The 22,294-nt window shown below is 41.4% G+C and carries 20 protein-coding genes; 6 read left to right on the top strand and 14 right to left on the bottom strand.

Annotated features, from left to right (window positions below; all coding sequences use genetic code 11):
- Positions 1 to 2 precede the first annotated feature (2 nt).
- The 3 genes from AC1TO8_RS05340 to AC1TO8_RS05330 form a co-directional block, all read right to left on the bottom strand.
- On the bottom strand, positions 3 to 980 hold the full coding sequence (locus AC1TO8_RS05340) for an N-acetylglucosamine kinase (protein ID WP_482054586.1): 978 nt from the start codon (positions 978 to 980) through the stop codon (positions 3 to 5).
- Positions 981 to 996: 16 nt separating this feature from the next.
- The gene (locus AC1TO8_RS05335) at positions 997 to 1,992 is read right to left on the bottom strand and encodes a LacI family DNA-binding transcriptional regulator (protein WP_482054585.1); all 996 of its coding nucleotides are present in this window, start codon (positions 1,990 to 1,992) and stop codon (positions 997 to 999) included.
- A gap of 516 nt (positions 1,993 to 2,508) precedes the next feature.
- Complete coding sequence (locus AC1TO8_RS05330) at positions 2,509 to 2,886, bottom strand: PH domain-containing protein (protein WP_482054584.1); 378 nt, start codon at positions 2,884 to 2,886, stop codon at positions 2,509 to 2,511.
- A gap of 147 nt (positions 2,887 to 3,033) precedes the next feature.
- Between AC1TO8_RS05330 and trhO the strand changes: the two genes are divergently transcribed.
- Positions 3,034 to 3,945 carry an oxygen-dependent tRNA uridine(34) hydroxylase TrhO gene (trhO, locus tag AC1TO8_RS05325; protein ID WP_482054583.1) on the top strand — a complete coding sequence of 304 codons (912 nt, stop codon included), beginning with the start codon at positions 3,034 to 3,036 and terminating at the stop codon, positions 3,943 to 3,945.
- A 15-nt stretch (positions 3,946 to 3,960) separates the two neighbouring features.
- Entirely contained in the window at positions 3,961 to 4,596 is a 636-nt protein-coding gene (locus tag AC1TO8_RS05320) for a helix-turn-helix transcriptional regulator (RefSeq protein WP_482054582.1), read from the top strand.
- Between the two features lie 123 nt (positions 4,597 to 4,719).
- Here the strand turns inward: AC1TO8_RS05320 and AC1TO8_RS05315 are convergent, their stop codons facing one another.
- Together AC1TO8_RS05315 and AC1TO8_RS05310 are read right to left on the bottom strand one after the other, a co-directional pair.
- Positions 4,720 to 5,742, bottom strand: coding sequence for a LacI family DNA-binding transcriptional regulator (locus AC1TO8_RS05315; RefSeq protein ID WP_482054581.1), 1,023 nt, complete (start codon positions 5,740 to 5,742; stop codon positions 4,720 to 4,722).
- A gap of 76 nt (positions 5,743 to 5,818) precedes the next feature.
- Positions 5,819 to 6,634 carry a phytanoyl-CoA dioxygenase family protein gene (locus AC1TO8_RS05310; protein ID WP_482054580.1) on the bottom strand — a complete coding sequence of 272 codons (816 nt, stop codon included), beginning with the start codon at positions 6,632 to 6,634 and terminating at the stop codon, positions 5,819 to 5,821.
- Positions 6,635 to 6,950: 316 nt separating this feature from the next.
- On the opposite strand from AC1TO8_RS05310, the gene AC1TO8_RS05305 reads away from it, so the two are divergent.
- Positions 6,951 to 7,280 carry a PadR family transcriptional regulator gene (locus tag AC1TO8_RS05305; RefSeq protein ID WP_482054579.1) on the top strand — a complete coding sequence of 110 codons (330 nt, stop codon included), beginning with the start codon at positions 6,951 to 6,953 and terminating at the stop codon, positions 7,278 to 7,280.
- Positions 7,273 to 8,502, top strand: a complete 1,230-nt coding sequence (locus AC1TO8_RS05300) for a DUF2812 domain-containing protein (protein WP_482054578.1) — start codon at positions 7,273 to 7,275, stop codon at positions 8,500 to 8,502. Before AC1TO8_RS05305 ends, AC1TO8_RS05300 begins: the two co-directional genes overlap by 8 nt.
- A gap of 91 nt (positions 8,503 to 8,593) precedes the next feature.
- Here AC1TO8_RS05300 and AC1TO8_RS05295 read toward each other — a convergent pair whose 3' ends face one another.
- On the bottom strand, positions 8,594 to 9,568 hold the full coding sequence (locus tag AC1TO8_RS05295; RefSeq protein WP_482054577.1) for a diaminopimelate dehydrogenase: 975 nt from the start codon (positions 9,566 to 9,568) through the stop codon (positions 8,594 to 8,596).
- 112 nt (positions 9,569 to 9,680) lie between these two features.
- A complete protein-coding gene (locus AC1TO8_RS05290; RefSeq protein WP_482054576.1) occupies positions 9,681 to 10,283 on the bottom strand; it encodes a 50S ribosomal protein L25 in 603 nt (200 codons plus the stop codon).
- Positions 10,284 to 10,527: 244 nt separating this feature from the next.
- Here AC1TO8_RS05290 and AC1TO8_RS05285 point away from each other — a divergent pair, with 244 nt between their 5' ends.
- Positions 10,528 to 11,145, top strand: coding sequence for an acetate uptake transporter (locus tag AC1TO8_RS05285; protein ID WP_482054575.1), 618 nt, complete (start codon positions 10,528 to 10,530; stop codon positions 11,143 to 11,145).
- A 307-nt stretch (positions 11,146 to 11,452) separates the two neighbouring features.
- On the opposite strand, the gene pulA is transcribed toward AC1TO8_RS05285, so the two are convergent.
- From pulA to AC1TO8_RS05250, 7 genes are all read right to left on the bottom strand, one after another.
- On the bottom strand, positions 11,453 to 13,480 hold the full coding sequence (pulA, locus tag AC1TO8_RS05280; protein WP_482054574.1) for a type I pullulanase: 2,028 nt from the start codon (positions 13,478 to 13,480) through the stop codon (positions 11,453 to 11,455).
- A 274-nt stretch (positions 13,481 to 13,754) separates the two neighbouring features.
- On the bottom strand, positions 13,755 to 15,293 hold the full coding sequence (locus AC1TO8_RS05275; RefSeq protein WP_482055218.1) for a flotillin family protein: 1,539 nt from the start codon (positions 15,291 to 15,293) through the stop codon (positions 13,755 to 13,757).
- 5 nt (positions 15,294 to 15,298) lie between these two features.
- Entirely contained in the window at positions 15,299 to 15,835 is a 537-nt protein-coding gene (locus tag AC1TO8_RS05270; protein WP_482054573.1) for an NfeD family membrane protein, read from the bottom strand.
- Positions 15,836 to 16,069: 234 nt separating this feature from the next.
- Positions 16,070 to 17,233, bottom strand: a complete 1,164-nt coding sequence (locus AC1TO8_RS05265) for an iron-containing alcohol dehydrogenase (RefSeq protein ID WP_482054572.1) — start codon at positions 17,231 to 17,233, stop codon at positions 16,070 to 16,072.
- Positions 17,234 to 17,431: 198 nt separating this feature from the next.
- Complete coding sequence (locus AC1TO8_RS05260) at positions 17,432 to 19,018, bottom strand: UDP-glucose--hexose-1-phosphate uridylyltransferase (protein WP_482054571.1); 1,587 nt, start codon at positions 19,016 to 19,018, stop codon at positions 17,432 to 17,434.
- 11 nt (positions 19,019 to 19,029) lie between these two features.
- Positions 19,030 to 20,016: a UDP-glucose 4-epimerase GalE gene (galE, locus tag AC1TO8_RS05255; RefSeq protein ID WP_482054570.1), complete on the bottom strand. Its 987-nt coding sequence runs from the start codon at positions 20,014 to 20,016 to the stop codon at positions 19,030 to 19,032.
- A gap of 1 nt (position 20,017) precedes the next feature.
- Entirely contained in the window at positions 20,018 to 21,196 is a 1,179-nt protein-coding gene (locus AC1TO8_RS05250; RefSeq protein ID WP_482054569.1) for a galactokinase, read from the bottom strand.
- A gap of 174 nt (positions 21,197 to 21,370) precedes the next feature.
- Here AC1TO8_RS05250 and AC1TO8_RS05245 point away from each other — a divergent pair, with 174 nt between their 5' ends.
- A complete protein-coding gene (locus tag AC1TO8_RS05245) occupies positions 21,371 to 22,252 on the top strand; it encodes a helix-turn-helix domain-containing protein (protein ID WP_482054568.1) in 882 nt (293 codons plus the stop codon).
- Positions 22,253 to 22,294 lie beyond the last annotated feature (42 nt).

Genomic DNA, 22,294 nt, shown 5'->3' with positions numbered 1-22,294 from the left:
GTTTATTTGATAAGTTCAAAATCACAGAAAGACCGCATTCTTTCATGTACCTCTTCGCTAATCGTTAGTCCGTCTTCTTCCATAGCAGACCATAAAGCTCCAACAACTGGTTCAGTCGTTAATGTAACGACTGATGCATGAGGAGCAACTGTAAGTAATGCTTGTTCGATAGGGCCGCGAATCCATCCGCGATCCCCCCTTGTTAGCAGACTTCCGACAAGTACTACGTCAAATGTCTCGTTCCCCATACCTAGCCTATTCACGACAGCTACAGCCGATTTGCCAAGCTCAACGCCTTGATGATTCAGTATTTCTAATGCCACAGCGTCCTCTTTAGCTGCTGCTTCAAATAACAATCTAGCAGCATCTACAGGTACCTGTTTGCCATAATCCTGAAAATCATTAAACATCTTTTCCACCGTCTCGTAACCAAGAAGCTCAAGCAACAGATCGGTTAGTAAAGTAGGTTGCTCCCGGCCATCCCATGCACGGATAACAGAGCGGAATACCTCAATATTCAACGAACCTCCACCACCAAAATCACCATACATATAACTAAATCCACCACATTGATAATCTTCACCCTGTCGATTTCTACCAGCGGAATTCGTTCCCGTACCGCAGATGAGAGAAACACCATATGGATAATTGGTTCCTGCCCGGAGTCCGATCATGGTGTCACAATTAATGGTATAGTTCGTAAATCCAATATTACGAATCATCGGATGCAGAATCATGTAATCCGCTTCACGATCTGCACCAGCAAGACCCAAGTAAGCATGTCGGATGTCTTCTATCTGAAGCCCCGCCTCCGAAAGTGCGCTTAGCGTAGCTTCCCGAATACTATTAGCTGCTATATCACCATTAATCTGGTGGTTACCATTACCACTCTTGCCTTTACCGATCACGTTTCCATATTCGTCAGTAAGCAGGGCGTACGTCTTTGTACCTCCACCATCTATTCCTAAGTAATAAGCCAATGATCGTCCCCCCCTATTAAGATTTACTCCGGACCGTTGATTCTCTTACAATCAGCTTTGGATCAATTTTAATGCTCGAAGCCCGTTTAATCGAGCCGTCTATGCGCTTCAGTAGCATATCAGCCGCGGCGAGTCCGATCTCATCAGCTGGCTGGCGTACTGTTGTTAGATACGGACGAAGCTGTGAAGCTATGTATTGATCATCATAGCCTACGATCGATACTTCCTCAGGAACACTAATCTTTGCTTCCATCAAAGCATTGATCACACCGAGGGCGATATTGTCATCTCCAGCGAATACCGCTGAAGGTAGGTTGCCATCGTTAATCCACTTCCGACAAGTCTCATAACCGAATTGTATTTCGAATTCCCCATGTACCATCTCAAATGGGACGAGCCCTTTCGTCTGTAGCGCCTGCAGAAATCCGTTGCGGCGTTCACGCGTACTCCGGAACATCTCACTACCGCATAGATGGGCAATCGAAGTATGACCCAGATCAAGCAAATGATCTGTTGCTGCATATCCGCCCTTGAAATTGTTAATAGTTACTGAAAAGGCGTCGTTCTCAGGCTTCTGATTGTCAATCAACACATATGGGATATTGCGCCGCTTTAATTCTAGAATATAACTATCTTCTTCCACAGGTGAGAGTAGAATCAATCCATCGACTCGATCTTCCTGAATGAGATAGTGATCTCCGTCCGAACCGATACTATTAGATACTGAAACCGCAAGAAAGTAACCATGCAACGCAAGCACATCGTTAAGTTCCTTGACAACGGCATCGAAGAATGAATCCTGTAAAGTCGTCATAATCAAGCCTATAATACCTGTTTTTCCACGAGCAAGACTCCGTGCAGCCGCATTAGGGCGGTAATCCAGTTCCTTGATCGTGTCGAGCACCTTTTGGCGGTTCTTTGCACGTACCGATTGTACACCGTTTAACACACGGGAGACCGTTACAACTGACAATCCTGACTTTTTGGCTACATCAAATATACTTACCTTCATTTTCATTTTCTCCTTGCGGCAGATTTTTCCGTATCATCATACTTATCCTTAGTATACATGGACGGATGGTTGACCGCTAAGCATATGATTCCGAGCAGAAACTGTATAGATGCGCTGTAAGCGAGTACAAGAAATACGATGAGCCAAGGAGGTATGAGCAAGTCCATCTAAAGCGCCACTCGTAGGCCATCAGTATAAGTAACGGAATCACCAACTTTCTGTATTGTATAAAGTTATAGCGCTTTAACTTTATAGTTATAGATTCATATATTTCACGTTAATAATCTACTATTCACCGCCAAAGTTTAAGTGCTTTAACTTTAGTGGTGTCGTACACCAATATCATAATGGATGCTTTATAAATTAGCAATATCAATTTATTAATATTGAACACGCCTACTACTGTTGATCATACAAAAAGAAGATGTGTCAATACCATTTCTAATGAGTGTCCCAAGCTGATTATTTCAGCTTTTAGGACACCCTTTTCTACGATCAGTTTAGCCGCTAAACTTACTATTTCAAAACATATTGTGATAGCACGCTCTGTACTTCATAAATACTGACATTCTTATTGAATGTCTTAACAATGGGAACCGGACTACTTGAAATGTATATTTTGAGTTCCGCATCAAGATCGAAATGCCCAGCCGTCTCTACGGAATAATGTGAAATACTCTTGTAAGGAATGGAGTGATATTCCATCTTCTTGCCTGTTATCCCCTGCTTATCGATCAGAATTAATCGCTTATCAGTGAATATAAACATGTCACGCACTAGTTTATAGGCTCTCTCGATAACCTCTTGAGATGCTAAGATTTGAGCATACTCCTTCTGAACCTCTGGCAAATCCACTTGAGAAGCATTTCCTAATAGCCCATTTAAGAAACCCATCTGTCATCCCTCCCTATTCCATCTTATTACAATTCATATATGTTCAAATATCTGTTTTCAGACTTAATATACTTCTATATTGACTAAGTAGGTCAAGGTCATCTACAATTAGTAGAATAAAAATTTAATAGGCAAGGTGATTAAGTCATGTCCCAAGATCAACTTCAGTACAACATATTATTGTACTACAAATTTGTTAGTATTCCTGACCCCGCACAATTCACTGCAGATCATTTGAAATATTGTAAAGATCTAGGCGTTAAGGGGAGAATCATTATTGCTGGAGAAGGTATCAATGGTACCTTGTCTGGAACGGTTGAACAAACCGAGCAATATATGAAAGATATGCTTGAAGATCCACTATTTTCTGATATGATTTTCAAAATTGATGCATCTCATGAACATGCTTTCAAGAAGATGTTCGTGCGACACAAGGAAGAACTCGTCACTTTCCGTTATGAGAAGCATTTAGATCCTAATGAATTAAGCGGCAAAAGATTATCTCCTACCGAATTCCATGAACAACTTCAGCAAGACGATGTCATTGTGATCGACGGAAGAAATGATTATGAATTCGAGATTGGTCATTTCCGTAATGCGATCCGCCCTGATGTCGAATCCTTTCGTGAGTTCCCAGAATGGATCCGAAATAATTTAAGCGAACACAAAGATAAAAAAGTACTGACGTATTGCACAGGAGGAATCCGTTGTGAGAAATTGACTGGATTCTTAATGAATGAAGGGTTTAATGATGTTGCACAATTGGATGGCGGAATCGTAACTTATGGAAAGGACCCTGAAGTACAGGGAAGACTCTTCGATGGTAAATGTTACGTATTCGATGAACGCATCTCCGTACCCATTAACCATACTTCTGAAGATGTCATTATCAGCCAATGCCATCATTGCGGTAAGTCAGAAGATCGATACATCAACTGTGGATATACTCTCTGTCATGCCAAACATATATGCTGCGAAGAGTGTGAACAATTACATCGTGGATTCTGCTCAGATGAATGTGAAGAGAATTCCAATAATATGGTACAAAAACAAGTTTAACTATGGAGGGCTCAAATGAATAAACCTGTTGAACTCTCCACTCGAGAACAAATTGTCCATATGCTGAAGACCAAGGCACCTCTAACAGCAAAGAACATCACGAACGAACTACAGATTACTGAAATGGCCGTTCGTCGACATTTGGGCACACTTGAGAGGGACGGATATATTGAATATAATATGGTCCGTCAATCCATGGGTAGGCCTACGGCGCTCTATCGATTAACTGAGTTAGCGGAAGGGTTCTTCCCTAAAACTTATCATAATCTGACCCTAGATTTACTTAGTGAGCTTGAAGCAGAGTCAGGTCAAGAGATGATTAACCTTCTTTTCGAGCGACGCAAGAGCAAGCTTGAGCATAAATATGGGAATACCATGACAGGGCTCCCTTTATCTGAAAGAGTACTTCTACTTACGCAGATTCAGAATGAGAACGGATATATGGCAGAATGCGAAGAAGTTGACGATGGATCTTTTATTATAAAAGAACATAATTGCCCCATTTCTCACATTGCTAATCAATATCAACATGCTTGTCACTGTGAGCTTGAATTATTCAAATCACTTCTACAAGTTGATGTGAATCGTACAGAGTGCTTATCCACAGGTGGTAGCAAATGTTCTTACGTGATCGCTAATTCCAAAGGTTGATCCTAACAAAAATAAGAAGGGCTGTCCCGATGTCATTTTATAATGACTTTTGGGACAGCCCCTCTTTGTTATATAAATAACACAGTTAAAACTCAATGTTGATCAGTAGCTTATATTCCACTTTTATTCATCCGAGGAAGTGGATCCCCTGACGATCAATCGTCCGGAAAGTCGTATTGAATCTATCTCGAACCCATTCATTCGAGCAAGCAACATATTCATCGCCGCTTCTCCTGCTAGTTGACGGGGATAGTCGATAACGGTTAGGGCTGGTGATAGTTGCGAAGACATCAAGATATTCTCACAGCCAGCGATGGCCAGATCATGAGGTACACGGATACCTCTTTCATGACACGAAGCTAAACATCCTGCGGCCATTAAATCGTTGGCGCAGACGATAGCCGAGAAGTCTGATGATTTCCCATCCACTCGGTCAAATAATGCACTGAGCACTGCTTGGGCCTGTTCGAATCGACCCAATCCATCAAGTATTCGCGGTACAAAACCCTCTATATGTAGACCTTCAAGCCGCATAGCTTCGCAAAAAGCATGACATCGAACTGCGTAGTGTAGTGGATCGTCTCTCCCAACAGACATAAAAGCGATCCGTTCATGACCCTGCTGACTTAAATGAGAAAGAAGGCTACGCATCACGGGTAGCCATTCAATGTCGACATATGGAACGTTATTCCTCATCCCTCCATCCCAAGGGGCAGGCTGCATAGCTGATACGATAGGTACCTCAAGTGAACTGAAATATTCGAATGTCTTTTGGCTAAAAGATTGCCCCAGTAGAAGAAGCCCATCCACTCGACCCATCAATAAGCTCCATAACTCTTCTTCTCGATCCGGCTCGTACGTCTGCACAAATACGAAGTATCCATGTTGCTTAGCAGTCGCTTCAATGTGAAGCAACAGTCCCGCCTCAAAAGGATTACCGATATAATGAATCAACACAGCAATTTGCTGTGTTTTCTTCGTCTTGAGGCTCCGAGCTGTCTGATTTGGACGATATCCAAGATCTCGAATGGCTTCTTGTACTCTACGCTTCGTTTCCTCCTTCACGATGTTGCGATTATTTAGCACATATGAAACGACGGCTACGGATACACCGGCACGGTCCGCTACTTCTTGTCTTGTTACCATGATAATGAACTCCTCCGTTCATCCCTTACAAGGCATTAGCTACTTATTTTATTCGATCCTTCTAATCTTTTTTTATCTAGTTTTTATTCGGATTCTGTAACCATTCCTTCAATGGCATCATAGAATCATCAGGTACATAATACTTGAATGGATTGTCACTAATGAACCCTAGTAGTTGCTTGCGAATAGGGCTTGCATCTTTCAGCAGTCGTTCGGAAGGAATCTTATAGTCAATGGGGCGCATCCAAATGGGGCTATAACCGAGAAATAGCTGACGTCTTGTTTCTTTAGAATGGTTAGGGGCCCCAGAATGCCACAAAGTCTGTGGAAAAACAAATACATCGCCGGGATCACCACAGATCTGCATTTCATCCGTTAGCTTTTCTCTTACATTGTCCGAATCAGGTTGGTATACACGGTTATGTGAGCCTGGAATTATCTTCGTATTACCTCGATTCGGTTCAGACATATCGCTCAGGATATAACATACTTTTATATAGTATGTCGACGTAATTCCACCAATACTTGGAAATTTCGGGTGTGGTCCATCCTGATGCCAGTTAATGAAACTATTCGTCGCGGTCTGTACATCTGTCGGGTTAGGCTTCCGAACTGTTAGATGAGAAATATGCAACTGAATATTATACCCGAGTAATTGGACGATAAGAGGTAGCACCGAAGGTTCATCGATCAAAGATGCAATTTCTTCATGACGTTCTACACTGTTATAAATATTGTAAGAAAGGGATTCTGGCTCGTCATCCAATATTCCATCGATAACAGCATTTAACCGTCTTACCTTATCTTTGCTTAATACACCTTTTAGTAATAGATAACCCTCGTCATTAAACTTTTGGATCAATTCCGAACTGAACCTTTTTACCGTTGTCAATTTACATACCTCCTAATTTACTCGTGTAAATTTACTTTAAATTTACTATATTTCACAAAAACTTGTCCTGTCAATTCTAACTTTTAACTATACTTCCGCGAAATTACGCCCTATTCGACGTGTACGATTAGAATAATCGTATCTCTCTCTTGTTTAAATAACACAGTTAAAACTCAATGTTGATAAGTAGCTTATATTTACAACTATGTCGCATCGTGATATAGTCACATTGCGACATATCTACCTGCAACATACCTCTTCATTGTAGCCCTTATTATAAAGCTAACATAATAACAGAAAGGTGATCATTTTGAATATGATTGAAAAAGTGCTGAAAAAGTATGTGCCCATGACAGAAACGGCATTTTATATTCTCCTCTCCTTAACAGAACCCCGTCATGGATATGGAATTATTAAACATGTAGAGGGAATTTCAAGATCACGAATTCGATTAGGATCGGGTACGGTTTACGGGACTCTAACAAAAATGCAGAAAGATGGAATTATCACTGTATTTGCTGACGAAGAGAGAAGAACCGTTTATGAAATTACTGACATTGGCAAAAAGCTAATTACTGTTGAGATAAATAGACTTAAAGAGCTGCACCAGAATGCATTAAAATACGAGGAGGATTTTAATGATTAAAAAGGTTTTTAGACCATTTTGGAGCTATGATGTGAGCAAAACAGAAGAATGGCTCTCATCTATGGCGGAAAAGGGATATCTTTTCGAGAAATTGAATCGAGGAACACGTTGCTTTTTCTTTAAAAAAGGCGATCCAAAAAAAGTAACTTATCGAATAGGCTACGATAAAATAAAGGCTGATTCACTGTCTAGAGCCTTAATAGTTGATGGTTGGATGAAGATTCTGCAAAGCGGACATTGGTATGTACTGTCGAATGATAATCTTCTTGAACAAATAAAGACATTTCCTGTTCGTGAGGGAATCATCAAACATAATAGAGTGATTATGTACATTTTCGGTAGTATTTTAATATATATGGCAACGATGACTATCTTTTTTGTCATTATTATCTCGATTATGTTGTCTATATCAAATGAACCATTAAGTGCTGGTGAACAAGTTGGTAAGAGCCCTTATTGGATTTTAGCATATTGCAATATCGGCGCTGCATTAGCCCTCTGGATTCTTACAATCTATTCTGTCGTCAAAATCAATAAAACCAATAAGAAATTAATCAGTGAAAACATACAATACAACAAACCTCTAGGGATGGTGGATCATGATGAAGGAAGACTAAGTAAGCATGAAGAAAGGCAGTTGAAACATTCAGGGAATATGGTTGTAAAGAGAAGATTGGGATGGATGTACGCTCCGGATAAGCTCGAAGAGTGGCTCGAAACCATGGAAGAACAAGGCTATAACCTTTATCGTATGAGTAAACTAGGGAACAGCTTCTATTTTAGAGTAGGTCGCCCACGCAAGGTAAGTTATTGTGCTGATTTTCAGAATAGTAATACAGATGAAGGCTACAATGACATACACAGGGATTCTGGCTGGAAGAGTGCTTTTATTTCCAATTCCTCCTTTCAAAAATGGTCCATATGGAGCCGTGAATATTCAGAAGGCGAAGAAAGACCACAGCTTTACAGTGACAAATCGCATCATTTAAAACATGCAAGACGCATAGCCATCACCTATTCATGTCTATTTATTCCTTTAATTATCATTTCTATTTATAATATAAGATTAAATATGGAGCTGAGGGTTAATAGTAGCTTTGATAAATTACAATGGATGAGCACGATTTCACTTATGCTTTCTTGTCTCCCCATTGGTTCGTACTTGATCAGAACATGGTTGTATTACAGACGGCTTAGAAAGCGTTATAACTACGATTCGTAACGAAGCAACGAATAAAACCTATCTTTCATGACGAAAGATAGGTTTTATTTCAAGCCGCTTCATTTATCAAAGAGGAGCATACAACAGACTGCTACAGTAACTCTTTACGTAATTGTTCCGGAGATTTCGATGATAGTAGACCAAATGGAATATCATAGACCGTCTTTGCACCGGACTGATCTTGTTTCGCCAATTTATAGGCTGCACGAGCATAAGCTACTAATACACTCGCTGTAAATTCCGGGTTGCTACCAAGCTTCAATCCGAATTCAATAATTTGTGTATTACCGTCTCCAGTTCGACCACTTCGAAGTACATTACCTCCATGAGGCATTGCGGAATGCTTAGCCTGTAATTCCTCTTCAGTAATAAAAGTTACTGTTGTATCATAATCTGCGAAATAGTTAGGCATTTCAACGATCTCTTTTTCAATACGTACAAGGTCTGCACCTTCCTCAGCCACAACATAACAATCACGTAAATGCTTATCACGAGTGGATAGCTCTGGATTCTCACCAGCACGTACTTTAGATACAACAGCTTCAACAGGAATCGTATACTGAATCCCATTCTTGACGCCTTCAACCCGACGAACCGCATCCGAATGCCCTTGACTTACACCGCGACCCCAGAAGGTATATTCTTTACCTTCCGGTAATATCGCTTCCCCTAACATCCGATTTAGCGAGAACAGACCTGGATCCCAACCGGTTGAAATCACACTAACATGTCCGTTCTCCTTAGCTACGACATCCACCTTCGCGAAATAATCAGGAATTAGAGCATGTGTGTCAAAGCTATCCACTGTATGAAACATTTTAGAGAAATATGGACCTTGCTCTGGTAAATCTTTTGCAGAACCACCACATAGAATCATTACGTCAATTGTTCCTTTATACTTTTCAGCTTCTGCAACTTGCAGAACGGGAACACTTGCCGTTACGCCTTGTGGATCACGTCGAGTAAATACAGCCACCAATTTCATATCTGGATTTTGTCGGATTGCTTTCTCTACGCCCTTACCCAAATTACCGTAGCCTACAATTCCTATCGTTATTTGTTGCATATGTTTCCTCCCACTAATTATGTTATAACCGGCATTTCCCTTTTACTGTACCTATTATAAACAGTAATTAGCTTCAAATCCAATTCAAATTAACCAGTATTGCATATAGAATTTATTTATTGGTCGCTTCTGGCTCAGCTTCTTCTCCGTCTCCTTCAATGGCTACACGTGGAGCTGCAACTAAAGCGAGTAACAATTCTTCACTAGTTGGAACTAATGTAATCCCCTTCGGTAACTTCACATCAGTAGCGATTAGCTTGTCGCCGATCTCAAGGTGAGAAATATCAATTTCAATTGCAGATGGAAGTTCCGCAGGCAGGCCTTCAACTTCTAGTTCTGTTACTAGCGTCTGAACAACTCCACCTAATTTACTTGCAGCTGCAATACCTTGATAGTCAATAGCTATTGATGTGCGGAGAGGCACCGACTCTGAAATTTGTAAGAAGTCTGCATGGATCCACTTTCCATTTTTCTTCTGAAAATCTTTTATAATAACGGATAAATCCTTCATACCTTCAACTTGTAACTTAAACATTTCGGAACGTCCTGTTCGAACTACTCTCATTAATTCTCCATCGTCAACATGAACCGAAAGACTCTCTTTATTCAAACCATATACGACAGCAGGAATCCTTCCACTTTCTCTCAACTTCCTAAGTACGGATGGTGGACCATCTTCCAATCTTTTTTCAGCAGTAATCATTAGTAATGTCATTTTTATTCCTCCAATTATAGAATGTATTTGTTACACGCCAAATTACAGGCATACCTATCTATTACCCAATTATTCATATGTTCAAACATCTTTCTATAAATCCAATGATTGTTATTTTAGTAAAATGTATGTTTGTCACAAATTTGTAGCATTTGTAATCCTCTTCCTTGAGTGCAAGTCATCTACTACTATGATATGATATCGAGGGCTGTTCAGCCTTATCATAAATTATTTGGAGGCAACTATGTCATCACAAACGAAACAATCCGTACAAATTATTACTGCAGATCCTAGTGGAATCGGCCTATTTGGCCTGGCGATGGTAACACTTGTCGCATCCTCACAAAAGCTTGGCCTTACAGAAGGTCTTAGCTACATTATTCCCTGGGCTATTTTCCTTGGGGCTTTTGCCCAGCTTTTCGCTTGTGTTCAAGATGCTAAGCATAACAACACCTTTGGAATGACGGCTTTCGGTGCGTATGGCTTTTTCTGGCTTGGTGTTGCCAGCAGTTGGTTGATGAAGTTGGGCGTATTTGGTCCACAGTTGGCTGCAGATATAGATGGCAATCAACTAGGCTTTGCCTTTCTAGGCTATTTAGTGTTCACATTATTTATGACCATTGGCGCTATGGAGACTCACAAAGTACTCTTCACTATTTTTGTATTGATCGATTTCCTTTTCTTGGGATTAACGTTTGATGCTTTTGGTATCGCACCTCATATATTCCATACAATTGCAGCTTACGCTGAAATGGGAATTGCTGTCGTATCGTTATATGGCTGTGGCGCTTCTGTTCTTAATGCTCATTTTGGACGAAGCTTTCTACCCCTTGGTTCGCCATTCGGTATTTTCAAAAAATAAATAAAGACATGCTTCTCTAGACAAGTAGAAACGGCAATGCCGTTCTTTTTTCAAAGAGATTATGCTTTCGATGCTAGCGATACTTCGTATCACTTTAAGGCACTCGTTTCAGCGGAAATACAAGGAATATAGTATCAAGAATCAATTTCATAATTACGCATCCCGATTTAGCTGCATCGGCGATTATGAAATTGATTCAAGTGAAACTTATACTTTCTTATTATTTTCAAAATAAAACATGGCAAACTGAGGTTATCCCCTTAGCCTGCCATGTTTTTTTGCATTATATTCTTTATCAAGAAGAATCTCAATCCTCTTCTTGATAAAGCACCATGATGGATAGCCTTGGAACTAAGACTGTCTCTCCAGCAATCTTCTCCAGTAGTGACGTCCCAGCTTTCTGATCGTTGACTGTTATATTCCAACCCGCTGTGGATCCTGGAATACCTACCGCTACCGTATCCTCGTTCCCATTATAGATAACTACGATATTACGCCATATATCTCCATTGGCATGATCTTTTAGTTGATAAGCAACTACGTTGCCATTACATTGTAATATTTCTAGATGCTTCTCAATTTGCCCCCTAGTACGCATTCGAAAAGCAGGATGATGGTTACGCAGCTCAATCAAACCTTGATAATACTTGAATACAGCCTGGAACTTCCCTTTGTTATCCCACCTAATCCCATTGATCCAATCCCCACTTTGATAACTATTATGATCACCAAATTTGGAGCGTAACATCTCATCCCCTGCATGAATCAGAGGTATTCCTTGTGATGTTAATATGATCCCATTAGCAAGTAAACTCCGTCGAACAGTGTCACTTGTGAGCGGTTCTATAGGATCAACACTTTTATAAGGATCAGCTGTCTCCATTAATTTCACTTCCATGCTGTTCGCATGTAAACCACCGAATACATCTAGCATACCAGCTTCTTGCCGTATTCCCTCAGTCGTTAGCACTTTATCCCATAAGTTCAAGTTATCATGCACCGTCACGTAATTGATTGTCTCCATCGGGAACTCCGCGAAATCATGAATGGATCCGCATACCCCGTTCCATATAGCCCACTCTTTACCAGGCTCTCCTGTAGCAAATCCACGTCCCGTTCCATCACTATCTCCTTTAATCGCACTACGGAAATGATCATTAAACACGGAAAGCTTTGTCCCCCTTTGCGTTCCTTTCAATGTCTGATGAGTAAGCGGGGATAACCCTCCAGTCCATGGTTCACCGTAAATCATAATGCTAGGATCTACTTCGTCATGCAGTTCATCGGTAATTTCTTTCATCGTCAGTGTATCTATAAGACCCATTAGATCAAATCGAAATCCGTCAATGTGGTATTCTTCTGCCCAATATCGCACGGAATCTTTCATATATTTACGTACCATCGGACGCTCCGAAGCAAGCTCATTCCCAACACCCGAACCATTCGAATACGCGCTAGAATGATCTGTTCTATAAAAGTAGCCAGGTACTATCGATTCAAATGGACCTCCTTCAATCAAATACGTATGATTATAAACTACATCCATCACGATGCGTATGCCCTTACTATGCAAAGCTTGAATCATTTCCTTAAGCTCGATAATCCGTATAGCAGGATTACTCGCATCGCTGGCATACGAACCTTCTGGTACATTATAATTTTGGGGGTCATAACCCCAATTGTACTCCGATATAGAAGTACCTTGGTCATCAACCTTCAACTCGTTCACTGTTTTGAAATCAAATACGGGCATGATCTGAACATGCGTTACACCAAGTTCCACCAAATGGTCGATTCCTAACGCATTCCCGTTGACATCTTTTAGTCCGAACTCTGTGAAGGCCTTAAACCCTCCCTTATTCACGAGACCTGAATCTGGATGTATCGAGAAATCGCGTACATGTAATTCATAAAGGATGCTATCTATTGGATGACTAAGCGGTGGCTTCACATCTTCATCCCAGCCCAATGGATCTGTCAATTTCAGATCTACAATGGCCGTTCTTTCTCCATTAGCCGAAACAGCCTTTGCATATGGATCAACCACATAATGAACCTTTCCATCTGTAAATTCTGTTTTATACATGTAGAATAAACCTCTCAAGTCACCCTTGCAGTAACTTGACCATACACCATCAACATCCTTCATCATCACTATTTCAGTACCCTCACTGTGGTTCATCACTTGACCCAGATGATTATAGCGACCTGAATCTTTATATATAACTAAAGACACAAGACTTGCTGTTGGCGCCCATACTTTAAACATGCTTCCTTCCGACGCGTAGCAACATCCCAAATCTCTACCTGCGTAATAACTTGTTATATTGATCATGAAATTTCACCACCATCGTATGTCATATTGAGAACCTTACGACAATCCACATTCCACGTTCAATATATCATATGTGAGTCGGATTCATTTTGTTAGTCGTTTCCTTTTCGATCATACAGTATTCATACTTTCACTTTCTCACAATAACTAAAAAGCAGACCAAGGCTCATTCTGAAGTGCTCCCTGTCCACTTGACAGGAAGCATTTCATTCGACCTTGACCTGCTTTTATTTGTACAACGATCTCTTTTTTCTGAAGTTTGGATTTACACCGACTATTCCTCAGTCCGTGTCTGAGCCTCAATAGGCGTTTTTACCAATTCAGGCACTGATGGCAATGATGCCAATGGCTGCACTTCAGGTTTCTTTTGAGTAAATCCTTTAATCAAACTTTCAATATCAAGCCCAGAGACATTCTTCAACATCGTTGGTGCAGTCGCCATTAGCTCCGTTACATAATTACTAACTCGAGCGGCTCCTTCACCTTTCCCAGTGTCGACCACAGTCAACGTATCGATAGCAGCAAGTGGCTGAGCAATCTTGCCCGCCAATTCAGGCAACATCTTCGTCACGATGTCGAGTATTGCAGCTTCCCCGTACTTTTGGAATGCATCTGCCAATTTCTCTTTCGCCTCAGCTTCCGCGAGACCTTTCAGACGAATAACGTCTGCATCTGCAGTACCGCGTGCACGTTCTGAATCTGCCATCGCTTCCCCGTCCAGTCGCTTCTGTGTTGCAGAAGCTTTGGCCTGCGTCTCGATTGAGTACTGCATAGCATCCGCTTCAAGCATTCTGCGTGCCTTATCTGCCTCTGCTCCAACCTCAACAGAATAACGATCCGCATCCGCTTTCTTCTTCACATCTGCATCGTATTGCATCTGACGAACTAATATTTCCTTTTCCTGCAGATCAACTTCACGATTCTTACGGACAAGCTCTACTTGCATCTGCTCTTCCACCACGATTTGTTTAGCACGCGCTTCTTGAATATGATAGGCCTGATCTGCCTCTGCCTTTGCCGTATCCTGATCTTTCTTAAAGGAAGCCACTTTCAATTCCTTCTCCTTGGATGCTTCAGCGATGTTCGTATCTCTTAATAGTTCTGCCTTCTGCCCTTGCTCTTCGGCATTGGCCTTCTGAATACGTGCATCTCTTACCGCATCAGCCTCAGCAATTTCCGCGTCACGCTTAACGGTAGCAATCCGTGGTTTACCTAGCGCTTCCAAGTAACCATGTTTGTCACGCAAATCCTTAATTGTAAAAGATACAATCTGCAGTCCCATCTTCTTAAGATCGCGCGCAGCTACACCCTGTACTTCCTGTGCAAACTTATCACGATTCTTGTAAACTTCCTCAACGGTCATCATACCTAGAATCGCTCTAAGATGTCCCTCGAGAACTTCTTGCGCTTCACTTCTGAGCGATTCAACTGGCTTACCAATGAATTGTTCAGATGCAGTCACTACGTCTTCAATCGAACCGCCTACCTTAATAATAGCAACACCGTCAGCCATAACAGGAACACCTTGCTCTGTGTATACTTCTGGTGTCGAGACATCTAGTTTATGTGAGAGTAATGAAATGAATTGCGATTGCTGAAATACAGGTAGAATGAATGCCCCACCACCACGTATAATTTTAATTCTACGCCCATCTTCGTCTGAAATATTCTTATTCCCCAAGAAAGAACCCGTAACGATCATTGCCTCATCCGGTCCTACGGTCTTATAACGAGCCCAAAATGCCAAACCAAGTACAATAATGACGGCAATCACAATCGCTGGAATAATCAAATAATCTGGTACTGATTCCATTAACATTAGACATCATCTCCTCTTCTCTTATCAAATTCAGTAACATGCAACACGCCATCTACCTCTTCTACAATAACTACACGGCTACCAGCGGGTAATTCTTCCCCTTCAAGACTAGATGCAATATGTAATACATTCCCCGCTCCCACCTTCACCATGACCTCTCCATAACCAAGTGCAGGAAGTGGTATCGTAATCTCTCCAATTCTTCCGACCAAATCTTGGATGGAGTATCCCGTTGAATTCTCACTATTCTCCATTGGCTTAACATATAAATAGAACACAAGAACCGAGATGAAGATCGCAATCAGTATAGATAGCAACATGTTAGGCACATTATCTAACCCAGAGTAACGAGTTAATAATATACCTGCTCCACCGAACACTGTAATTGCACTTGCTACCACCGTTGGCTTCAGAATATCCACCGACATGAAATCAAGAAAGCCATCAAGTGCACTACTAAGTACATCTCCAAGCAATACGGTTACTAAGGCAAATAATACACCTCCTACCAGACAGCCTAAATAAAGCGCCTCCATCTTACATCCTCCTGTCGGGATCCTTTATGTTCATATTATTGTATACGTGTTACCATTCCCTTTTGTTTCATTTATTTCCTTGTATTCAAAAAAGAGAGTATATAACAGTACCCTTAGTGTAAAAAGGCCCTAGTCTCTGTTGTTTGTATCCTCACAAACAACAGAGACTAGGGACCTCATGAAGACTCCACTATGTTCTCCGTATCCGTCCAATCAAGTTCTTAACCGCAATACTCAAAGTGACATTTCATAAATCTTAATCACATCTTCTTTATGCAATTTATTGAAATTACCGAATGGACCAAAGCGTAGCGCCTTATCAGCCATGATTTCAATTTGGCTTGCATCGATATCATAATCGCTTAAGTGACTTGGCGCACCAATAGAATTCCAGAATGTACGTAACGCTTCAATTCCTTCTATTCCAACTTGCTCATCGCTTTTACCTGATGGATCAATATTAAATACTTGAATGGCTAGTCGCTTGAAGCGTGCAATATCGACGCTCTGGTTATGTTTCATCCAATTCGGGAATAAGATTGCCAATCCGCCACCATGTGGGATATCATACACAGCCGATACAGCATGCTCAATATTATGAGTGGCCCAGTCTCCGGACATCCCCATATTTAGTACACCATTCAATGCCATCGTGCCGCAGTACATAATCGTAGAACGCAACTCATAGTTCTCTAGATCTTCAATTAGCTTTGGAGCCGTATCAATTACTGTGCGCAGGATCGTCTCACAGAAGCCATCCTGAACGGGCGTATTATGCTCTGCATGGAAATAATGTTCTAGCACATGTGACATAATATCTACCATACCGTATACCGTCTGATCCTTCGGAAGTGAGAAAGTATGTACAGGATCCAGAATGGAAAATGCCGGATAAGCGTGTGGACTCCCCCAACCCATTTTCTCCTGTGTCACTTCATTGGATATCACAGAACCGCCATTCATTTCTGATCCGGTTGCGGCCATCGTCAATACCGTTCCCAAAGGAAGCGCTGCTTGTGGACTAGCTTTACGCTCCAAGAAGTCCCACATATCCCCATCATACTTCGCACCTACTGCAATCGCCTTAGCGCAGTCAAGAACACTTCCGCCCCCAACAGCCAGTATGAGTTCAATTCCCTTCGTTTTACACAAATCTACACCTTTATGAACTGTGGACAAGCGTGGGTTAGGTTCTACTCCCCCTTGCTCAGTAACTTCAGCCCCAATCTCATTTAACAACGATATAACATTGTCATAGAGACCACTCCGCTTAATACTACCTCCACCATAAAGAAATAATACTTTCATCCCATATTTAGGAACTTCCGTTTTAAGTGCAGCAAGCGTCCCTCTTCCAAAGATTAGCTTGGTCGGATTATTAAATTCAAATGCTATCATGATATGTCTCGCCTCCAATAATTATTGATATTCCATTGCACCTATAAAGGTTGTTCAAAAAATCATCTTTTGAACTCGCACCTATAGTATAAACCTTTCCCTATACAGGAACAAACCGTCCTTCCTAAGGGGTTGTTCAAAAAGTCACCTTTTGAACTCTCACCTAAATTAGAAGAACGGTCATTGTCACTCATTATATTAGGATTCGTTATATCCCAAATGCTGTAGAAATGCCTTAAACGCTTGCTGCCCTGCTTCTGTTCTCTTATAGACGCCAGCATGGCCCAGAATTTCTACAAATTTATCGCCAACTTCATGCTGAACCAATTGCACAGCCGCATCTTTACTGAACTGATTGCCATGTTCTGCTAGAAGCTTCTCAATCCACTCCAAATGCTGATCCAACACAGGAACTTCTCCAGCTGTAGCAGATGTATATAGCACTTCATCACCACTTAGAATATCTGCTACCAGATCCAACTCTTCTTTTAGTCTTCCTGGCAATATAGCTAGACCCATCACTTCGATCAAGCCGATATTCTCTTTCTTAATATGATGCATTTCTGGATGAGGGTGGAAGATTCCATCTGGATACTGTTCATTAGTACGATTATTACGCAACACCAAGTCCATTTCATATGCGCCATCTTCTGTACGATGAACAATTGGGGTAACGGTATTATGAGGGATGTCCTCCCCTAACTCATTCTTTGTAAAAGCCACAATATCTACATCTGGATCACTATATTGTTTCCAAGATTCATAGATATCATTGGCACTCTCGAGCAGGATCTCACTATCTTGTGACGTAAGGCGCAATACGGACATCGGCCATTTCACAATACTTACAGATACTCCTGGGTAATGGTTGTGCGTGAACGTCACTTCTTTAGGTGCATTCTGTACCGGGAACGTATGACGACCACCTTGGAAATGATCATGTGTCAGGATTGAGCCACCTACAATCGGTAAATCCGCATTCGATCCGATGAAATAATGTGGCATTACATCTACGAAAGATAGAAGTCTTTTCAATGTATCCTTAGTCAACTTCATAGGTACATGATCACGGTGAAAAATAATACAATGCTCATTATAATAAACATATGGAGAGTATTGGAAATACCAAGGTTCCCCGTTCATCTCTAAGGGAATAACCCGGAGATTCTGACGTGCTGGGTGGTTAATACGCCCTGCATACCCCACATTCTCCCGACATAGTTGGCACTTTGGATAGACAGGAGGCGGCAGTAGCTTAGCCATTGCGATCTCTTTCGGATTCTTCTCCGGTTTAGACAAGTTAATGGTCATTTCAATATCGCCATAAGCCGTCTCCTGCTTCCAGTAGACATTTTTGGCCACACGGTCCATACGAATGTAGTTGGAATCTATGCTCAATTTGTAAAAGATATCTGTGGCCGCCTCAATCCCACGTTCAGCCGAAATAGCTTCAAACTCCGCAATCACTTCAGATGGACGGGCCATCAGAAATCCCATGATTTTGGCATCTAACAAATCCCGATAAGTATCACTATTCTCAGGAATTAGCCCTAGTTCATATCCATAGTTGATCAATACATCAATCATGAACTGTGGACTTCCAGCATGTGAATAATCTACTTCTCCTGCGAATGGTTCACTGAAACGAAACAGCTCCATCAGCATATTGCGACTATAATCAATATCTTCTTGTTTCAATAAATTATGCTGATAAGAAAAATGTACAAGACGCTCAATAGCATGTAAAGCTTCATCCTGTTCAGGAGTTCTAGTTGCAATATCCATGTTCATCCCCCTTATTCTCCGTACCCTTGTGGGTGAGACTGATGCCAGCTCCAAGCACTTTGAATAATATTCTCAAGACTATCATGTGATGGCTTCCAACCAAGAACGGTACGTGCCTTCTCCGATGAAGCTACTAATACAGCAGGATCACCGGCACGACGTTCCTGAGTCACTACAGGAATATCAAGACCAGTTACTTTCTTAGCCGTTTCGATCACATCTTTGACAGAGAATCCTTGTCCATTCCCAAGATTGAATACATTGCTATCTTGACCACTTCTCAAATAAGTTACCGCACGATAATGGGCATCTGCCAGATCACTCACATGAATATAATCACGAACACAAGTACCATCTGGTGTCGGGTAGTCCTCACCGAATACAGCAATGTTCTCACGTTGTTTCAGAGCAGCTTGCAATACTAGTGGGATCAGATGGCTCTCTGGTCGGTGATCTTCACCAATACGGCCACTCTCATGTGCACCAGCTGCATTGAAATAACGCAGTGCCACATATTTAATTCCTAGCACTTTATCAAACCATGACATCATACGTTCCATCATCAGCTTGGTCTCACCGTAGACATTCGTTGGCTCTGTCCGATCACCTTCTACAATAGGTACCTTCTCTGGTTCACCATAGGTTGCAGCAGTCGAAGAGAATACAATTTTACGAACATTCGCAGCATCCATCGCTTCAAGCAAACATAATGTACCGAATACATTATTATCATAATATTTCACTGGATTCTGCATACTTTCGCCGACAAGGGAATTCGCTGCGAAATGAATGACCGCATCAATCTCATTCTCACTGAATAGCTTCGCAAGCAACTCCTTATCTCGTAAATCTCCCTCGTACAGCTTACCTCCAAGTAGAGCCTCGCGATGGCCTGTTTGTAGACTATCAATCACAACGACCTCTTCACCAATATCCAGTAATGCAGCCACGGTATGTGAACCAATATACCCAGCTCCGCCTGTTACCAAAATAGCCATATTAGATCTCCTCCTTTAATTCTTTCACGCCATCGCCTACACCGCACACATAGAATTCGCCTTCGAGTCCAGTTCTAGCTTTATAGTGATCGCCGACCTGCTGCACAAATTGTTCCACGGAATCTTCATGCACCAATGATACTGTACAGCCACCGAACCCAGCACCTGTCATCCGCGCGCCAAGTGTACCAGCAATCTTCTGTGCCTCTTCCACCATCACATCTAACTCTGTACAACTCACTTCATACAAATCTCGTAAGGAATCATGAGATTGATTCATGAATTGACCGAATGTTTCAAGATCATTCTTACTTAGCGCTTCCACGGAATCAAGTACCCGTTGATTCTCTTCAATAACATGCTGAGCCCGACGTCTTACCGTCTCATCTTGAATATGAGTCTGCAATGTTTCGAATTGTTCTGGCTTTAAATGTGCCAAGTATTCCAATGATGGAACTTCCTGTTTCAGAATATCTAATGCGACTTCACATTGATGTCGACGTTCATTATAGGCAGAATTCACGAGCCCTCTACGTTTGTTCGTATTCCCAATCACTAGCTTGTATGAACCCGTGCGGAAAGGAACATGTTTATATTCCAATGTATCGCACATGAGTAGAATAGCATGATCTTGCTTGCCGTTCGCCACTGCGAATTGATCCATGATGCCGGAATTCACGCCTACATACTGATTCTCTGCTCTTTGGGATAAACGTGCGATTTCTACGGTGTCCGTTTCTTGTCCTTCCAACGTCAAAATCGCATATGCAGTTACTACTTCAAGGGACGCCGATGATGAGAGTCCTGCTCCATTGGGAATTTCACCATTGAAGTACAAGTCATATCCTTTCGTTAACTTGCATCCAATCTTGCTCAGTTCGACAAGAACACCAATAGGATAATCAACCCATTCACCTGTTTTTTCGTTACCTATATTGTCTATATCTAATGTCAATTCAAATGAAATATTGCCAGAAGAAAGGTGAATTTTATCATCATCTCTTTCTCTAATAATAAGCGTCGTACCAAATTCAAGTGCAGCCGGCAGAACATAACCGCCATTATAATCAATATGCTCACCAATCAAATTCACTCGACCTGGTGCATTAAACACCCGCTCTGGATGATGACCTTTTCCAAATTTACTTATGAACGTTTCCTTCAGTTGTTGAATACTCATTAGCACTCACCTATCCTTTCAATATCGTTATGACCTACACTAAGTATAAAAGATACCATCCACTTTGATAATGCAATCATGTGTGCTTAATATGGATAAATGTGACCTTTAGATCTATAATGAACTCATGTCATTCACATTCATATCAGTAACGAAGAGAGGAATAATACTCCTATGTCACTTCATTCAACCTATTCAGTAGCTGCTAATCCAGTCTCCCACAATGACAATTCACTTCATGTACTTTTTGCTGGGGAGAGTCAAACAGATTCATTACATGCATTAGGTCCAAAAATCTATGATCATTACTTACTACATTATGTGGAGAGTGGAAAGGGAATCTTTCGAACCGAGCAACATACCTATGAACTACATGAAGGTTCCTGTTTCCTCATCCATCCAGGGCAATTAGTCAGCTATGTCTCGGATATAGAGCAACCTTGGTGCTATCGCTGGACAGCCTTTCTTGGGCAGGAAGCGCAACAACGGGTGGAATCCGCTGGTTTCCTAGTGGATCAGTCCGTATTCACCTCTACGAAAGATAAATCTACAATTGCCTCCTCCATAGCTCAAATACAAGAAGCTTTCTATACTAAAAAGGAAAGTGCTCATATGACATCCCTTGGTTATCTATACCTCATTCTTGCTGAAGCACAAAATGAGTTGTCCAGCCACTCACGGCTTACTGGCACAGAATCCCAAGTTCAACGGACCGTTAAGCAGATGATTATGTATATGTCTACACAATTCGCACACCCAGTATCCATTGAACAGATGTGTGATAGCCTTGGATACAATCGCGCTTATCTTTCCAGGATTTTCAAGAAAGAAACAGGATTCTCCCCAGTAACTTATTTATTGAAGCTACGGATCGATAAATCACGTCAGCTACTACGTGAACGTCCTGAACTCTCAATTGAGCAGATCGCATCATCCGTTGGGCTAACAGATGCTCTCTACTTCTCTCGTCAATTCAAACGATTCTGCGGCATGTCACCCAGCATGTATCGTAATGAAACTGGACGACAAATTCAGATTATAAGACAGAAATTATGATCTATAAAAGAAAGCCTGCCATCCTTCTAAGAAGAATAAGCA

The organism is Paenibacillus sp. Y859, from assembly GCF_056786405.1.
Note: the sequence above shows the minus strand (reverse complement) of the source record. Positions and strands in the feature narration are given on the sequence as shown.

What these genes read in the sequence shown, in the direction of transcription:
- AC1TO8_RS05335 (WP_482054585.1), bottom strand. Translation starts at nt 1,992, where the DNA reads ATGAAGGTAAGTATATTTGATGTAGCCAAAAAGTCAGGATTGTCAGTT.
- AC1TO8_RS05330 (WP_482054584.1), bottom strand. Translation starts at nt 2,886, where the DNA reads ATGGGTTTCTTAAATGGGCTATTAGGAAATGCTTCTCAAGTGGATTTG.
- trhO (WP_482054583.1), top strand. Translation starts at nt 3,034, where the DNA reads ATGTCCCAAGATCAACTTCAGTACAACATATTATTGTACTACAAATTT.
- AC1TO8_RS05320 (WP_482054582.1), top strand. Translation starts at nt 3,961, where the DNA reads ATGAATAAACCTGTTGAACTCTCCACTCGAGAACAAATTGTCCATATG.
- AC1TO8_RS05315 (WP_482054581.1), bottom strand. Translation starts at nt 5,742, where the DNA reads ATGGTAACAAGACAAGAAGTAGCGGACCGTGCCGGTGTATCCGTAGCC.
- AC1TO8_RS05305 (WP_482054579.1), top strand. Translation starts at nt 6,951, where the DNA reads ATGATTGAAAAAGTGCTGAAAAAGTATGTGCCCATGACAGAAACGGCA.
- AC1TO8_RS05300 (WP_482054578.1), top strand. Translation starts at nt 7,273, where the DNA reads ATGATTAAAAAGGTTTTTAGACCATTTTGGAGCTATGATGTGAGCAAA.
- AC1TO8_RS05295 (WP_482054577.1), bottom strand. Translation starts at nt 9,568, where the DNA reads ATGCAACAAATAACGATAGGAATTGTAGGCTACGGTAATTTGGGTAAG.
- AC1TO8_RS05290 (WP_482054576.1), bottom strand. Translation starts at nt 10,283, where the DNA reads ATGACATTACTAATGATTACTGCTGAAAAAAGATTGGAAGATGGTCCA.
- AC1TO8_RS05285 (WP_482054575.1), top strand. Translation starts at nt 10,528, where the DNA reads ATGTCATCACAAACGAAACAATCCGTACAAATTATTACTGCAGATCCT.
- pulA (WP_482054574.1), bottom strand. Translation starts at nt 13,480, where the DNA reads ATGATCAATATAACAAGTTATTACGCAGGTAGAGATTTGGGATGTTGC.
- AC1TO8_RS05275 (WP_482055218.1), bottom strand. Translation starts at nt 15,293, where the DNA reads ATGGAATCAGTACCAGATTATTTGATTATTCCAGCGATTGTGATTGCC.
- AC1TO8_RS05270 (WP_482054573.1), bottom strand. Translation starts at nt 15,835, where the DNA reads ATGGAGGCGCTTTATTTAGGCTGTCTGGTAGGAGGTGTATTATTTGCC.
- AC1TO8_RS05265 (WP_482054572.1), bottom strand. Translation starts at nt 17,233, where the DNA reads ATGATAGCATTTGAATTTAATAATCCGACCAAGCTAATCTTTGGAAGA.
- AC1TO8_RS05260 (WP_482054571.1), bottom strand. Translation starts at nt 19,018, where the DNA reads ATGGATATTGCAACTAGAACTCCTGAACAGGATGAAGCTTTACATGCT.
- galE (WP_482054570.1), bottom strand. Translation starts at nt 20,016, where the DNA reads ATGGCTATTTTGGTAACAGGCGGAGCTGGGTATATTGGTTCACATACC.
- AC1TO8_RS05250 (WP_482054569.1), bottom strand. Translation starts at nt 21,196, where the DNA reads ATGAGTATTCAACAACTGAAGGAAACGTTCATAAGTAAATTTGGAAAA.
- AC1TO8_RS05245 (WP_482054568.1), top strand. Translation starts at nt 21,371, where the DNA reads ATGTCACTTCATTCAACCTATTCAGTAGCTGCTAATCCAGTCTCCCAC.